Here is a 14,663-nt window from a genome sequence, read left to right as displayed (position 1 = left end):
CTTCTAAATCAGAACAGTTAACGGCTATTGGAGAAAATAAACCGCAAGTGAAAAGAAAAACACTAAGAATACCGCAAACCCACAGCGAAAGGTTGAAAGCTTTTGAGTGACGCGAAACAGCCGGAAAAGTCCCACGATAACCATAACCAGCGCAATTGCCGCCAGCAAAGGATATGACCAGCCCAAAGGTAAAATCAGACTTGCCTGACTTTCTGCCGGCACACTGTGAGCAGCCATGTACGGAAAGGCCGGCACGGCGAGGGGGAGGATAAATGCTGTGCTGCGATAAAGTACCGCCAGCCGTCCGGCGCCCCCGACACCACGCGCCATCAGCCAGATCACCATGGTAACTCCGCCATGAAAAATCAAAGCAACGAAGATACCGGAAAGGATATTTCCCCCCATCAAAATCGGATTAGAGATATCCTGCACGGCAAATCCTTGCAGGTTACCCCCTAAAATCCTCTGAAAAATCGCAACCAGGATTCCATAAACGGCCCCTGTGCCAATTAATAAAAAGGGCATCCAGAGCGGCGATCTGGGATTTTCTGCAGCATAGCGATAAGGGGTTTCGCGCAATAAGAACAAATCTATTAATAACTTCATTTAAGTTTCCTGACTAAAGTAATGGTTCTACCTTTTTAGTACTTTACAGAACATTTTCTTGTTTTTTTCAACCACAAAAACAAGAAAATGTTCTGTAAAGAGTACATATTTATGACCAAAGGAAATACCTTTAAGTACGGGCCGTGAAAAATCATTTGGGCTGCGGGATGATTCCCGCATTAGTAAAATATACTTCTGCATTCACTACACCTAAAAAAACGAAAGGAGAGAAGGAATAATTCCCTTCTCTCCTTTTTTTATTTCATCATGCGGTCTTAGAGAAGCAACTCACCCTTTAGGCTGGCATCGCCGACCAGATCATCAAGCCCAAGGCGACCAGAGCGCAACAGATCGCAAAGGTGTTACCCGAGTAACGCTCGGTGCTGTAGTCAGTCCAGCCATGAATACGATCAACCACGCGCAGAATCTCTTCGTCTTTTTCACCACCGGAAATCAGACTGACGAGCACCGTCACAAACCACGCAGCGGAAGCGGAAAAAATACCGCCCATCAGGTGACCCAGCGGACCCATATTGACAAACTGGAAACCGAACAGTTTGCCTTTGGTCCACCACAAGGTAATCGAAAGAAAAGCCCCGACAGCCATGCCGCAAACGGCTCCCACCTTGTTGGCTCCCTTCCACCAGACACCAAGAATCAGCACCGGGGTAAAGGTGGAAGCGGCGACCACGAAAGCCCAGATAACGCTGGTCAGCAGGAACTCAGGCGGATTCAGAGCCAGCAAAATAGTCGTGATTCCACCGGCAGCCGTAAAGAAAAGACCCATCTTCATCTTTTTCTCTTCCGTCGCATTCGGAGAAATCGTCGTGTAGATGTCGTGGCCGATTCCGGTTCCGATAACCATCAGCAGGCCTCCGATGGTGGAAAGACCGGCAGCCAGAGCGCCGGCGATCGGCAGAGCTGCAATCCAGCTCGGCGTAAAGGCCTGGCTCATAACCACGACCAGCAAGTCGGCATCTTGTGGAGCCATCGTCAGACCCATCTGCTTATTGATGACTTCAACCGTATAAAGTTTAGCCGCGAAACCAATAGCAAAGGTCGTCAGAAAGATGATCCCGACAAAAAAGATGCCCCACAAAGTGGCCTTTTTCCCTTCGCGCACCGACGGCGCCGTAAAATAACGCATGGCGATATGGGGCAAACCGATGGTTCCCATGCCAAGGCTGAAAATGATTGCCGTATAGTACTTGAAGGTCAGAGGAATCTTGCCGCCGACCGTGGTAAAAGGATCGAAATAGGTCGGCAGCTGAGCCAACATGGTCGGCACCAGCTTGGCGTAACCAAGCGGCGGAAAGATAGCGGCGCCGCCGGCCCCCAACTTCATCAAAATTATAACCGTCGGGAAAATGAGCGCGAAGCCCATGATGATCGTCTGCAGGGTCTGATTATAGGATAGTCCGTACATACCCCCGATCGTGACATAAGTGGTGACGACGAGGCCGCCGATGACCAGGCCGGTCGTGTAATCCCAGTGAAACATGACCTGAAAGACGTTGCCGACCCCCTTCATCTGTCCGATCAGATAAAGCTGGGCCAGCAGAATCATGCAGATAACGGATATGATTTTGGCAAATCGACCATAGCGCTCACCGATAAACTGCATGCTGGTAAACTTACCCCAACGCCGCAGACTTGGAGCCACACCGATAGAGATCAGCACAAAGCCGCCCATCCAGGCCATGACGAAGGCAACCAACAGAAACTGCAGCTTCCAGATCAGCGCGGTAAACCCGAGAAAGGTCGCCAGACTGAGATAATTGGAAGTCATGGCCAGACCGTTGGAGAGAGCGCCGATACCGCGCCCGGCGGTATAGTAATCATCCGACGTGGTGGTCTTTTTCTTCGAAAGATAACCGACATACAGAAAGACGAAAACCATGAGCACGGTATAAATCAGGCCGAGGGCCGAAAGTGATTTCGTGGGCTCAAACTTGAAAATTTTGGCCGCCTCTTCCGACGCCATGACCAGCGCGGGAGAACACAGCAGAACCAGTACGGCAATTAAAATACGTCTCATTTTTTCCCTCCCGAGCCGCTGTTTTCAATTTCGCGATCGATATTTTCACTGACGTTCATGTAGAACCAGTAAAACGGAATCAAAGCAATCCAGCCAAAAAACATAGCCAGGAAATAATGGCTGGGGTAACCCATGATATAGCTCTTAGTCAAGCCTGGGAACATGAAATAAAGCGGAAAAATATTGGTCAGAAATATCACGATCAGAAAGCTGATCAACGTGAACCAGCACTCCTTTTTATAAGGACTCATCGACTTTCTCCTCCTAAAATACAGTCAATTTAAATTTTACCCGTCTGCACATATCAAGCCTAAGTCGATCAAAAAGGCAATACTCAATAAAAATTTCGCTGTCCAAGAACCCTTTTCTTCTTCTTTTGCCGATACAAGCACACGCGGGCAACCCTGCCTTGTTGTCAATCTGAAATTTCAGCGCTTCGCCGTTAACCCCGGCATTCCCAACCTGTATATCCTCACCTCCCTTTCCTAAATTATTAAACATTTGCCTGACAACTCAAGATGGACGAAAGACGACCGTATTAGATCGACTCCCGTCCAGTAACGACACCCTCTAGGCAGTTTTGATCTTGGCGGCTTCTTCTCGCCCCAATGAAACAGTGGCCATTTCACGCAATTTATACTTTTGAATCTTGCCGCTGGCAGTAGTCGGATATTCGTCGACAAACATAAAAAAAGCCGGAGTTTTGTGAAAAGCAATCTTGCCTTTACAAAAGGCTTTAAGTTCCTCTTCAGTGGCCTGCTGTCCAGGTTTCATCTGCACATAAGCGACCACTTCCTCTCCATATTTGATGCTGGGTACGCCAACCACCTGCACGTCCTTGATCTTTTCGTTGGTATAAAGAAATTCTTCGATTTCACGCGGGTAGATATTTTCGCCGCCCCGAATGATCATATCGCCCATCCGGCCGGTAATCTTGCAGTTGCCCTCGGCGTCCATCACCGCCAGATCCCTGGTATGGAGCCAGCCATCCTTGTCGATCGCCTTCTCAGTAGCTTCCGGCATCTTATAGTAACCCTTCATGACATGATAGCCCCGGGTTACAAGCTCACCCTGCTCGCCACGCGGCATTTCCGCGCCGGTATCAGGATCGACAATCATGACCTCGACATTGGGCAGGGCCCGCCCCACGGTTGAAACCCGCAGTTCCAGGGAATCCGTAACCCGGGTCTGGGTACAGCCCGGCGAAGCTTCGGTCTGGCCATAGACAATCGTCATCTCGCTGGCCCCCATCACATCGACCACCTGCTTCATAACCTCGATCGGGCAGGGAGATCCAGCCATGACCCCGGTGCGCAGGTGTGAGGTATCATACTTCTTCTTTTTCATCTCCTCAAGCTCAGCGATAAACATCGTCGGGACACCGTGAATAACGGTACACTTCGAAGCCTGAATGGTTTCCAAAACATCCACGGCGTTAAAGGCAACCACCGGGGCCATGGTCGCTCCCGAAACCAGACTGCAGAGATTACCGATCACACATCCGAAACAGTGGAAAAAGGGAACCGGAATGCAAAGACAGTCATCTGCAGTCAGGTTCATGCAATCCGCCATGCTGTAGGCGTTGCCGATCAGGTTGGTGTGGGTCAGCATAACCCCCTTGGGAAAACCAGTAGTCCCTGAGGTGTACTGCATATTTATGACATCTTCTGGCTGACAGGTCGCTTGCCGTGCCTCAAGCTCGACGTCGCTGATCTTTTCACCCAGAGCCATAACATCTTCCCAGCTGAAGGTTCCGGGAATCTTTTCTGTTCCGATATAAACAACATTTTTAAGCTTCGGTAATTTGGCGCAGTCAAGTTCCCCCGGTTGGGCATCCTTCAGTTCCGGACAAACTTCATTGATAACCTTGACATACTCATCCGCTTCACGCACTCCGCCGATCAGAATCAGAGTCGTCGAATCGGATTGCTTCATCAGGTATTCGAGCTCGAAGCTGCGATAGGCGGTATTGACGGTAACCAACACGCCCCCGCACTTGGGCAAACCAAACTGTGTATAGGTCCACTGCGGCACGTTGTTGGCCCAGATGGCGACATGGTCTCCGCGCTTAACCCCCAGCGCCATGAAACCTTTAGCCACCTGGTTGCAGACTTGATTCAGCTCTTTATAACTCAGGCTGAGCCCCTGCTTATGATACTCTAACGCTTTATTGTCACCAAACTGCCCGGCAACCGTTTCGATTAATTTTCCGATGGTAATATTACCAAGTTCAAATTGCGGTTTGTTCACCAATACCTCCTCTTTCTCTTCCAACTCTTCTCTAGTATACAAGAAACCTTCTAAAAAAGGGGAGACTAACGTCTCCCCCTGATCTTCAAACCCCATGTTTAGGCTTTTTTCGCCTCTTCCATTTTGCGCAACTCAACGCGGCGAATCTTGCCGGAAACCGTTTTCGGCAGCTCTTTCAAAAATTCGATTTCCCGGGGATACTTATACGGAGCCGTCTCCTTTTTAACATGATCCTGTATATCTTTGATCAACTCATCCGAAGGCTCGAAACCGGGAGCCAAAATGATGAAGGCCTTGACGATCGTCCCCCGCAATTCATCGGGAGAACCGACCACCGCGCTTTCGGCGACGGCGGGATGGCTCTGCAGGGCGCTTTCAACTTCAAAGGGTCCGATGCGATAACCGGAAGCCTTAATCACATCATCAGAACGCCCGACAAACCAGAAATAACCATCTTCATCGACCTTCGCCTTGTCGCCGGTATAGTACCAGTCTCCAACAAAGGCTTCACTCGTGGCCTCCGGGTTACGCCAGTACTCCGTACACAGACCAACCGGAGCCACGGGTTTAACGCGCACCGCGATATGGCCCTCTTCGTTAATCGGCACCGGATTGCCGTCGTCATCGACCAGATGAATGTCAAAGCCCGGAGTCGGCTTGCCCATGGAACCGAACTTGATCTTCATACAAGGATAATTGGCGATCATGTTTACTGATTCGGTCTGACCGAAGCCGTCATAAATCGTCGTCCCGGTATGCTCCTTCCAGACCTTGATGATCTCTGGATTGAGAGGTTCGCCGGCGGCCAAAGAGTGGCGCAGACCGGATAGATCATACTGAGAAAGATCTTCAAGAATAAGCATTCGATAAGCGGTCGGCGGAGCACAGAAAGTGGTCACGCCACAGGTTTCAATAATCTTAAGATGGGTTTTTGCATCAAAACGACCGGCTGCGTTATGCACCATAACCGCCGCGCCGATTTGCCACTGACCGTAAATCTTGCCCCAACCGGCTTTCGCCCACCCGGTATCGGAAAGAGTCCAGTGCAGATCAGTGGGTTTCAGATCCTGCCAGAATTTAGCGGTTATAATATGGCCAATTCCGTATGACGCGTGGGTATGACAAACCATTTTGGGGAACTTGGTCGTCCCGGAAGTAAAATAAATCAGTAACCCGTCGCTGGATTTAGTCGCTTCGACTTCGTCACGAGAGAGTTTAACCGACGCCTCCGTCATCAGATCGGCATAAGCATCCCAACCCTCCTTCTTTTCACCAATACAAATGTAATGCTTCAGCGTCGGACAGCTGCTGCGAACCTCATCAATCTTCGAGACATTTTCATGCCACATGATGGCCGCAACCGCATCGGCCTGCTGCACGCGATACTCAACGTCGTGCGGAACCAGAATATTGGGGGCCGGCATCGGCACCACGCCGAGCTTGGCGGTCCCCAACATAACCGCATACCATTCCACAATCCTGGGAACCATGACAAAAACCCGGTCGCCTTTTTTCAATCCCTTTTTGCGTAACACATTGGCGAACTTATTGGAAAGACACTGCAGATCGAAAAATGAATACTTGCGAATCTCACTCAGGTCGGTACTGGCCCAGACCATCGCCAACTTGGTCCGGTCCTTAGCCCAGCGATCAACGACATCGAAACCGTAATTAAAAAATTCTGGAATATCGAATTTAAAGTTTTTCTTAACCTCATCGTAATCCTTCATGTTAGGACCATTGAGATCTACCGGAACATTGTCGTACGGGGTTGTCAGTTGCATAGCTTCCTCTCTCCTTAACCGTCTCCGCTGCATCGACCCATTTCAAGGTCAACAATTATGTTTGTCGGCTTTGTATCGCCCTGGCAAAGCCGCCCGCCTGTCGACCGTTACGCTCCCGGCAGCAGGGCTCAGCAATCCATGAACAAAGCCATGTATAAAACAGCTTTCTACGAAAAGCCGTCCCTCCCCATATAACAAGAACATGACTTTGTCAACTAAAAACAGTTAACGTCAGCTGGCAATAACTTTTTTTTCAAAAAATGATTCCCAGCAGAAAGGTCTGAATTTGTGACTTCAGTTAACGTTAACTGGCGAAAAACAACCCGAAAAAAGAGGCAATTTTCACCACCCCTCCACACCAAAGCCTAAACCTATAGTCCACTCTAAGAAGTCAAACCTCTACCAGCTTCCTGGATTTAATCCAACGAACCACCGCACGCTTATTAAAGCGCCAGAATTTTTTCTCTTTATACCCAGGCAGAATCCCTTTCCGGGCCATGTAGTTTACATTATCGGGGCTCGTATCCAGCAGCTCCGCTACCTCGATACTACCGATTTCAGCATTATTTTTACCTTTCATAATCCTCATCACTCTCTCCTTAATTTAGGAAAACAGGCCTTGGGTTTCTCGCAAACAAACCAAGATTTTAAAAACCCTCGGGAAGACTGCAATCCACGTGAACAAAAACCTGCCGACCCGATTGAAAGCCCAGTTTCCAGATTAGCCTTGCACGTTTTGTGCCAAAACAAAAAACAGACAGCTGCGTCATTACGCAAGTGCCTGCTTTTTTTACTTTTGGTGGAGCTGAACGGGATCGAACCGTCGACCTCTTGACTGCCAGTCAAGCGCTCTCCCAGCTGAGCTACAGCCCCTCTCCCCAAGTCGCGGAGGGCCCTATTATCATGCCCGGGCAGCCCTGTCAATATCTTTTCTACCTCAGCACCGCATTTTAATCAAGAACTCCGGACATAATCTTCACCTCCGCTTTCTGTCTCAGATCCTGAACAAACTCATTCATCAGGCGATATCCTTTGAACTGTAATAATTGCGCCCTGATCTCATTTTTCTGAGCGCTCGCATCGTCGCCGAGTTCAAGACGTCGCTCCTCCAGACGAGCAAAAAAATATACATCCTTATATCGCAGTGGCGACGATGTCTGCCCCTCGAGCAGGGCGAAAAGCTGACTACTGAGCTGCTGGTCGGTGCCGATTTTGGGAATCGCCCCGCGACCACGCTGAAAAAAACCGCTATCCAGAAGTTCAACCCCAATTTCATGGGCCGCCTCCTCCAGGGGGGCTTTCCCCTCCTGCAGGCGCGAAACCACCTGTGCAGTCAATTCTTTTACGCGCAGCCTGGCCTTTTCCAACCTGTAAGCATTCTCCACCGAAGCCTTTACCTCGACCAGTTCCGGCAAATAACTATCCTTCCGCTCAAGCACCATAAAGTAATAGCTGTTACGCGTCGGATTATTTAATTCAGCCGTCTCGCCAGTTCCGGTGTTAAAGACTTCAGCCATCAGAGCCACATCCCGACCAATCTCAGGCACCACGCCATCTTTCTGACTAAAAAAAGGGGTCTCTATCACCTTCAAACCAAGCCGCCCCGCCACCTTGACAAAGTCATCCGGACCACTGCCGGCCAGACCTTCGCCGACTTCCGCCAGACGCTGCCGCAGCAGCGTGGGAAGGGCTTCCGCCCGCAAGTCTTTCTCAATATTGTTTTTCACTTCCGCAAAGGTCTTGACATGGGCAGTCTTCCGCTCATCGCACTTGATCAGATGGATCCCGAAATCGGTCCGCACCGGAGCACTGACCACCCCGGTCTCAAGTGCGAAAACCGCCTCTTCAAAGGGAGCAACCATGGCTCCGCGACCAAACCAACCGAGATCCCCCCCCCTGGAGGCCGCCGCATCCTGAGAATAGTTTTTAGCCAGTTCAGCGAAATCGCCCCCGGCTTCAAGCTGCATGAGAATCTCCCCGATTTTAGCCTCGGCCTCGGCTAGTTCCTGCCCCCCGGCATCCGCTCCAACCCTGATCAAAATATGGCGGGCCTTAACCTGCTCGTCGACCCGAAATTTTTCCTGGTTATCCTGATAATACTTTTCAGCCTGCCCCTCTGCCAAGACGACCTGATCGAGCAGCGGCTCCCGCTCAATGACGACCGCCGCGATTCGACGCTGTTCCGGGATACGAAACCGTTCCCGTTTTTCGCTGAAAAATTTTTCTAGGCCTTCCGCATCCACCGGCATCAGCGCCTGAAAATCAGCCGGCGCCAGACGCAACAGAGCCAAGCGAATCTCTTCTTTCTGCTGCTGCAGCAGAATATCAACCTCCTCAGGCAGCACCTTTACACCATCGGCAATCACCTGCCGCAGTTTATCCAGCAACAGGTCTTCCCGCAGCCCGGCTTCAAACTGAGCTGGGGTCAAACGACTGTAACTCAGTGCCCGCCGGTAGGTCTCCCGATCAAATCGACCCTCCAGCTGGAAAGCCCCCAGGCCGGCGATTCGCTGACGCAATTCTTCTTCACTGACAATCAGGCCCAACTTCTCGGCTTCCTTCAGAAGCAGACGACGATCAACCAGACTGTTCAGAGCCTCTTGTTTGAGCTGGCGGATCCGGGTTTCATCGGGATCAAACTTACCCTGCGCCTGCTCCTGATAATTACGCCAGAGATTACGAAAGGATTCATCCAGAGCCTTGCGATCGATACTTTCTCCATTGACCGTTGCCGCCAGCGTCATCTGCCTGGCCTTCATACTGCCGACACCCCAGAAAGAAAAGACGACGATAATCACCCCGAAAATAAACTTAACGACCATGGACTGGGCGTTTTTTCGCATGATTCTTAACATCCAGCAAAAACCCCTTCTCTGCGCCGGCAGGGTAAGCTACCGACCGGTTTATTTTAAAAATTTTCCCGGGCTGTCCGCATCCAGAAAGCAAGCCCGAGCCGCCGGACAACCAGAGCGCGGCAACCGGCTTATAGGTTAAGAGCGAATAAAAAAGCAAGAAAAAACCTTGCCTTCCCTTTAGAGCAGCTGGCCCAAAGCCGAATAATCCCGGTATTGAGAGCGCAAGGGATTGGCATCGCAGTAGCCCAGGAAAAGATTCGCGTTATCGGTCTCGGGGACGGCCAGGAGTAAAGATGATGTTGTTCCGTAGCCATCAAAGGAGACATTAAAACCCTGAGGGGGAATGCCATCCTGAGGATAGGGGCTGCGCAAAGCCTGCATAAAACTATCCAGAACGCAGCCGAGAGAAGCCCCGTCAATCGCTAACCGGGCAAAAAGACGGCGAGCGCTGCGAGCCTTCATGGAGCTGCAACCATCAAGCAGGCCATTGCCAAGATAATGATACCCCGGCAACAGAGGGCAAAAGTGAAGTTCGGGAAAATTAGAAGAAAAAAAGCCCTGGTAACGGGAAGTAACGAGCAGATTAAAAGGGTTAAAGGGATGTTCAACGGCAATCCGACCTAAGCCTTCGCGGGCTTCATTGATTTCGGAAAACTGTAAAAGCTCAAGAACCAGCTGGCCCCGAGAACAGGAGCCCGGAGCGTAGTTGTCTCCGATCCAACGATTAGTCAGAAAAACCATCAGCCCCCGGTCGTTGTACCCCCACCAGCTGCCGCCGCCACTCAAGTCCAGGCAAGCCAGCCAACGCCGTCCACCTTTCCGCCCAGCCCTGTAAACCCGCGGCGGCAGGGCGCGACGATCAAAGAACTCGTCGCGATTATTGGCCACCACCAGAGGCCAGCCCGCGACCTTTTGAAAGGCCAGCAAAACCGTGCACATCAAGGAGCAACCCTAATCCAGCATCTCACGAATCCGGGAAAAAAAACTTTTATTTTCATGCGTGGAAACATCTCCCTCTTCACGCGCAAGCTCCTCGAAAAGTTCCCGCTGCCGAGAGGTCAAATTTTTCGGGGTCACGACCAGCAGCTCCAGAATCTGATCGCCACGACCATATCCGTTCAGATGCGGCACGCCTTTACCTCGCAGACAAAGATGATCCCCTGACTGGGTTCCCTCCGGAACTGAAACCTTCTCCTTGCCCTCCAGAGCCTCCACCTCAAAATCAGCCCCGAGAGCCGCCTGGGCAAAGCTGATCGGAACCTGACAGTAGATATCGTTGCCGCGCCGGTGAAAGAAGGGGTGCTCGCGCACCTGAATCACCACATAAAGATCTCCCGCCGGACCGCCTTTGATGCCGGCGCCACCTTCACCCACCAACTTCAGCCTGGTGCCGGTCTCAACTCCGGCCGGAATTTTGACCGAAAGACTTTTATCTTCCCGTATACGACCACGGCCCTGACATTTCGAACAAGGATCCTTGATTACCGACCCTTCTCCCCGACAGGTTGAACAGGCCTGGCTAACGCTGAAGAAACCCTGTTGGTAGCGTACTTGGCCATGCCCTTTACAGGTCGGACAGACCTCAGGCCGAGACCCGGCCTTCAGACCCGACCCTCGACAGAGATCGCAGACCACATAACGAGGGACCTTGATTTTGGCCTGAGTCCCAAAAACCGCTTCTTCGAAGTTAATTTCCAGATTATAGCGCAGACTTTCACCGGCTTGTCCGCTTGAACGTCGCCGGCCGCCGGACGCCCCGAAAACCTCGCCGAAAAGGTCGCCGAAAAGGTCGCCGAAGCCCCCACCAAAATCAAAACCACCTCCATTTTGTTGCTGCAGCCCGTCATGGCCATACTGGTCGTAAAGAGCCCGTTTCTGGCTGTCGGACAAAACCCCATAGGCCTCACTGAGCTCCTTAAACTTAGCTTCGGCTTCGGGGTCACCCGAATTCTGATCAGGATGGTACTTAAAAGCCATCCTGCGATAGGCCTTCTTAATTTCAGTCTCAGAGGCGTTGCGATGGAGTTCCAACACCTCATAATAGTCTCTTTTTTGCGCCACGCCTGTAAATCTCCCTCCAAATACATGAAACCAGCGGCTTCACGGAAAAGCCTTCGGGCCCACAACCACGCGCCCCCGACGAAACGTCACCCTCGCCTTAACAATCCGCTCTTCTATCCTGAAAACGAAACCTCACACTTTCAGCGAGACCAACGCGAAGACGAAAAAAACCAGGTACGGCGCACCACCGTACCTGGAATTCCCAAAAGATAAGCCCGGGGGCAGAACCCCGCCGGCGGTGATTATTTTTCGTCCTTAACCTCTTCAAAATCGGCGTCGACAACATCATCGTCACTGCCTGCAGAGGCTCCGGCAGTTTCTCCGGCAGGACTCCCCGCCTGATTCTGGGCATACATCGCTTCCGCCAGCTTGTGAGAAACCTGCTGCAAACCGTCCATGGCCTTACTGATCGCGGCCGAATCCCCACCATCCTTAACCGTTTTCAACTGATTAAGCGCAGCTTCGATATTAGCGCGATCGGCCGCCGGAACTTTATCGCCCAGATCATGAAGACTCTTTTCAGTCTGGTAAATCGTACTGTCCGCCTGATTGCGCAAATCAATCAGCTCACGCTTTTTTTTATCCTCGTCGGCATGAAGCTCGGCATCCTTGACCATCTGTTCAATTTCCGCATCGCTCAGACCACTGGAGGCCTTGATCTCAATCGACTGCTGCTTGCCGGTTGCCGTATCCTTGGCGGAAACATGGACAATCCCGTTGGCATCGATATCGAAAGTCACTTCAATTTGCGGAACCCCGCGCGGCGCGGCCGGAATGCCAACCAGTTCAAACTGGGCCAGCCGCTTATTATCGGCGGCCATCTGGCGCTCACCCTGCAAAACAACGATACTGACCGCCGGCTGATTATCCGCGGCCGTGGTAAAAATTTGGCTCTTTTTAGTCGGAATGGTCGAATTTTTCTCAATCAACTTGGTGCAAACGCCACCCAGGGTTTCAATGCCCAGCGACAACGGAGTCACATCGAGAAGCAAAACGTCCTTGACATCGCCCCGCAGAACGCCGCCCTGAATCGCCGCCCCAATCGATACCACTTCGTCCGGATTAACCCCCTTGCTCGGCTCCTGACCGAAAATTTCCTTGACCTTCTGCTGAACCCTGGGCATCCGGGTCATGCCGCCGACCAGAATAACTTCATTGATATCCGAGGCCGAGACTCCGGCATCTTTCATCGCGGTACGGCAGGGACCAACCACCCGATCAATCAGGTCGGCCACCAGGCTCTCCAGGGTTGCCCGGGTCAGTTTAACATTCAGATGTTTAGGGCCGGAGGCATCAGCTGTAATAAAGGGTAGATTAATATCGGTCTCCATCGAGGAGGAGAGCTCACATTTAGCCTTTTCGGCGGCTTCCTTAAGACGCTGCAGAGCCATTTTGTCATTGCGCAGGTCAATACCGTCACTTTTACGAAATTGATCGGCGATATAATCGATAACCCGTTCATCGAAATCCTCCCCCCCCAGAAAGGTGTCGCCATTGGTCGCCTTGACCTCAAAAACCCCGTCGCCCAGCTCCAGAATGGAGATATCGAAAGTACCGCCCCCAAGATCAAAAACCGCAACTTTTCCATCTTTTTTCTTATCCGCGCCATAGGCCAGGGCGGCTGCCGTCGGTTCATTGATAATGCGTTTAACGTCAAAACCGGCAATTTTGCCGGCATCCTTAGTCGCCTGCCGCTGACTGTCATTGAAATAGGCGGGCACCGTAATGACAGCTTCGGTAACCGGTTCGCCGAGATAATCCTCAGCCGTCTGTTTCATTTTCTGTAAAACCATGGCCGAAATCTCGGCCGGGCTGTATTCCTTATCCCTGATTTTAACCCAGGCATCACCATTTTTGGACTCGGTAATCGCAAAAGGCACCTTGCTCTTCATCTGCTGGACCTGGGGTGCGGAAAACTTGCGACCGATCAGACGTTTGACGGCAAAAACCGTGTTGGTCGGGTTGGTAACCGACTGACGTTTAGCCAGCTGCCCCACCAGACGCTCTCCACTTTCATTGATGGCAACCACCGAAGGAGTGGTTCGGACCCCTTCCGAATTGGCGATAACCTTGGCTTCGCCACCTTCCATAATACTGACACATGAGTTGGTGGTCCCCAGATCAATGCCGATTATTTTCCCCATGACACACTCCTTAAAAAAGGTTATTAAAATATAATTATATTTTTCAAACTCAACCCGCGCTACAAGTTAAGCACGCAGAAACCGAAAATCAACCCTTAGCTTTGTTTTTCATCAGGTCTTACTTCGGGCCACACTAACCAGAGCCGGCCGCAGAAGCCGGCCATGCAGTTGATAACCTTTCTGCAACTCATCGACCACCATGTTGGGCTCATGCTTATCGCTCTCGACCTGGGTCATGGCTTCATGAAAAGCTGGATCAAAGGCCTGGCCCAGACACTCGACACATTCGACCCCCATATTTTTGAGAACCGACTCAAACTGCTCCAGAGTCAACCTGACCCCTTCAATTATCGCTTGCGCATCCGTATCCGTGGCCGAATGACTCAAACTCAAAGCCCGTTCCAGATTGTCTTTTACCGGCAACAGATCACGAATAAAACCCTCGCGGGCAAAAAGAGTAAATTCATCCTTTTCCCTCTGTACCCGCTTGCGAAAGTTATCGGCCTCAGCTCGTACTCTGAGCATTTGCTCCTGCAATGAGCTGTTAAGCGTTTGCAGATCACTTATCTTTGCTTCCAGTTCAGAAATCACCTTTGCCTCAGCTGTCGGCAGGTTTTCTTCCTGAACTTCACCACCGCCCTGTTCCGAAATTTTCGTCCCCAAAACCGGCTCACTCTCCGCTCCCTCTTTTTTTTCAACCTGGTCCCGCGCTTCCTTCACGGCTGCCTCCTTACGCTCCGGCCAACCCCGTTCCTGCGGCGTTCTGGTGGCCGGAAGCCTTAAATAAGTTCTAATCCTTGTAATCCTTGGCTTATACGTGCAAACGCTGACCCATAACATCAGCGATATAGTTCACCAAAGGAATTATATTCAAATAATCCATCCGCGTCGGACCAATCACGCCCACCCGTCCCCAGACTCGACC

Annotated in this window: 12 protein-coding genes and 1 tRNA gene; all 13 read right to left on the bottom strand. The window is 51.3% G+C overall.

Annotation, left to right across the window (positions count from 1 at the left end; translation table 11 throughout):
- Positions 1–24: 24 nt before the first annotated feature.
- Positions 25–606, bottom strand: coding sequence for a hypothetical protein (locus tag ENN66_00195; GenBank protein HDS15058.1), 582 nt, complete (start codon positions 604–606; stop codon positions 25–27).
- 295 nt (positions 607–901) lie between these two features.
- On the bottom strand, positions 902–2,644 hold the full coding sequence (locus ENN66_00190) for a cation acetate symporter (GenBank protein HDS15057.1): 1,743 nt from the start codon (positions 2,642–2,644) through the stop codon (positions 902–904).
- Positions 2,641–2,895: a hypothetical protein gene (locus ENN66_00185; protein HDS15056.1), complete on the bottom strand. Its 255-nt coding sequence runs from the start codon at positions 2,893–2,895 to the stop codon at positions 2,641–2,643. Before ENN66_00185 ends, ENN66_00190 begins: the two co-directional genes overlap by 4 nt.
- A 319-nt stretch (positions 2,896–3,214) precedes the next feature.
- The gene (locus ENN66_00180) at positions 3,215–4,990 is read right to left on the bottom strand and encodes an AMP-binding protein (GenBank protein HDS15055.1); all 1,776 of its coding nucleotides are present in this window, start codon (positions 4,988–4,990) and stop codon (positions 3,215–3,217) included.
- A gap of 2 nt (positions 4,991–4,992) precedes the next feature.
- A complete protein-coding gene (locus ENN66_00175; GenBank protein ID HDS15054.1) occupies positions 4,993–6,624 on the bottom strand; it encodes an acyl-CoA synthetase in 1,632 nt (543 codons plus the stop codon).
- A 445-nt stretch (positions 6,625–7,069) separates the two neighbouring features.
- A complete protein-coding gene (locus tag ENN66_00170) occupies positions 7,070–7,267 on the bottom strand; it encodes a DNA-binding protein (GenBank protein HDS15053.1) in 198 nt (65 codons plus the stop codon).
- Positions 7,268–7,475: 208 nt separating this feature from the next.
- Positions 7,476–7,551: transfer RNA gene (locus tag ENN66_00165), tRNA-Ala, on the bottom strand.
- 77 nt (positions 7,552–7,628) lie between these two features.
- Positions 7,629–9,533 (bottom strand): hypothetical protein, encoded by a 1,905-nt coding sequence (locus ENN66_00160; GenBank protein HDS15052.1) that lies wholly within the window; start codon positions 9,531–9,533, stop codon positions 7,629–7,631.
- Between the two features lie 177 nt (positions 9,534–9,710).
- Complete coding sequence (locus ENN66_00155; protein ID HDS15051.1) at positions 9,711–10,472, bottom strand: hypothetical protein; 762 nt, start codon at positions 10,470–10,472, stop codon at positions 9,711–9,713.
- 12 nt (positions 10,473–10,484) lie between these two features.
- A complete protein-coding gene (gene dnaJ, locus ENN66_00150; protein ID HDS15050.1) occupies positions 10,485–11,594 on the bottom strand; it encodes a molecular chaperone DnaJ in 1,110 nt (369 codons plus the stop codon).
- A gap of 242 nt (positions 11,595–11,836) precedes the next feature.
- Positions 11,837–13,738: a molecular chaperone DnaK gene (gene dnaK / locus ENN66_00145; protein HDS15049.1), complete on the bottom strand. Its 1,902-nt coding sequence runs from the start codon at positions 13,736–13,738 to the stop codon at positions 11,837–11,839.
- A 111-nt stretch (positions 13,739–13,849) separates the two neighbouring features.
- On the bottom strand, positions 13,850–14,578 hold the full coding sequence (grpE, locus tag ENN66_00140; GenBank protein HDS15048.1) for a nucleotide exchange factor GrpE: 729 nt from the start codon (positions 14,576–14,578) through the stop codon (positions 13,850–13,852).
- The coding region (locus ENN66_00135) for a hypothetical protein (protein ID HDS15047.1) at positions 14,550–14,663 on the bottom strand (114 nt) is incomplete at its 5' end. The genes grpE and ENN66_00135, both read right to left, overlap by 29 nt.

Source organism: Pseudomonadota bacterium (genome assembly GCA_011049115.1).
Taxonomy (GTDB): domain Bacteria; phylum Desulfobacterota; class Anaeroferrophillalia; order Anaeroferrophillales; family Tharpellaceae; genus DSCM01.
The sequence above is the reverse complement of the archived record's forward strand: the minus strand, read 5'-3'. Positions and strand labels throughout refer to the sequence as shown.

What these genes read in the sequence shown, in the direction of transcription:
- ENN66_00175 (HDS15054.1), bottom strand. Translation starts at nt 6,624, where the DNA reads ATGAAGGATTACGATGAGGTTAAGAAAAACTTTAAATTCGATATTCCA.
- ENN66_00155 (HDS15051.1), bottom strand. Translation starts at nt 10,472, where the DNA reads ATGTGCACGGTTTTGCTGGCCTTTCAAAAGGTCGCGGGCTGGCCTCTG.
- ENN66_00195 (HDS15058.1), bottom strand. Translation starts at nt 606, where the DNA reads ATGAAGTTATTAATAGATTTGTTCTTATTGCGCGAAACCCCTTATCGC.
- ENN66_00180 (HDS15055.1), bottom strand. Translation starts at nt 4,990, where the DNA reads ATGGGGTTTGAAGATCAGGGGGAGACGTTAGTCTCCCCTTTTTTAGAA.
- ENN66_00160 (HDS15052.1), bottom strand. Translation starts at nt 9,533, where the DNA reads ATGTTAAGAATCATGCGAAAAAACGCCCAGTCCATGGTCGTTAAGTTT.
- grpE (HDS15048.1), bottom strand. Translation starts at nt 14,578, where the DNA reads ATGTTATGGGTCAGCGTTTGCACGTATAAGCCAAGGATTACAAGGATT.
- dnaK (HDS15049.1), bottom strand. Translation starts at nt 13,738, where the DNA reads ATGGGGAAAATAATCGGCATTGATCTGGGGACCACCAACTCATGTGTC.
- ENN66_00190 (HDS15057.1), bottom strand. Translation starts at nt 2,644, where the DNA reads ATGAGACGTATTTTAATTGCCGTACTGGTTCTGCTGTGTTCTCCCGCG.
- ENN66_00185 (HDS15056.1), bottom strand. Translation starts at nt 2,895, where the DNA reads ATGAGTCCTTATAAAAAGGAGTGCTGGTTCACGTTGATCAGCTTTCTG.
- ENN66_00170 (HDS15053.1), bottom strand. Translation starts at nt 7,267, where the DNA reads ATGAGGATTATGAAAGGTAAAAATAATGCTGAAATCGGTAGTATCGAG.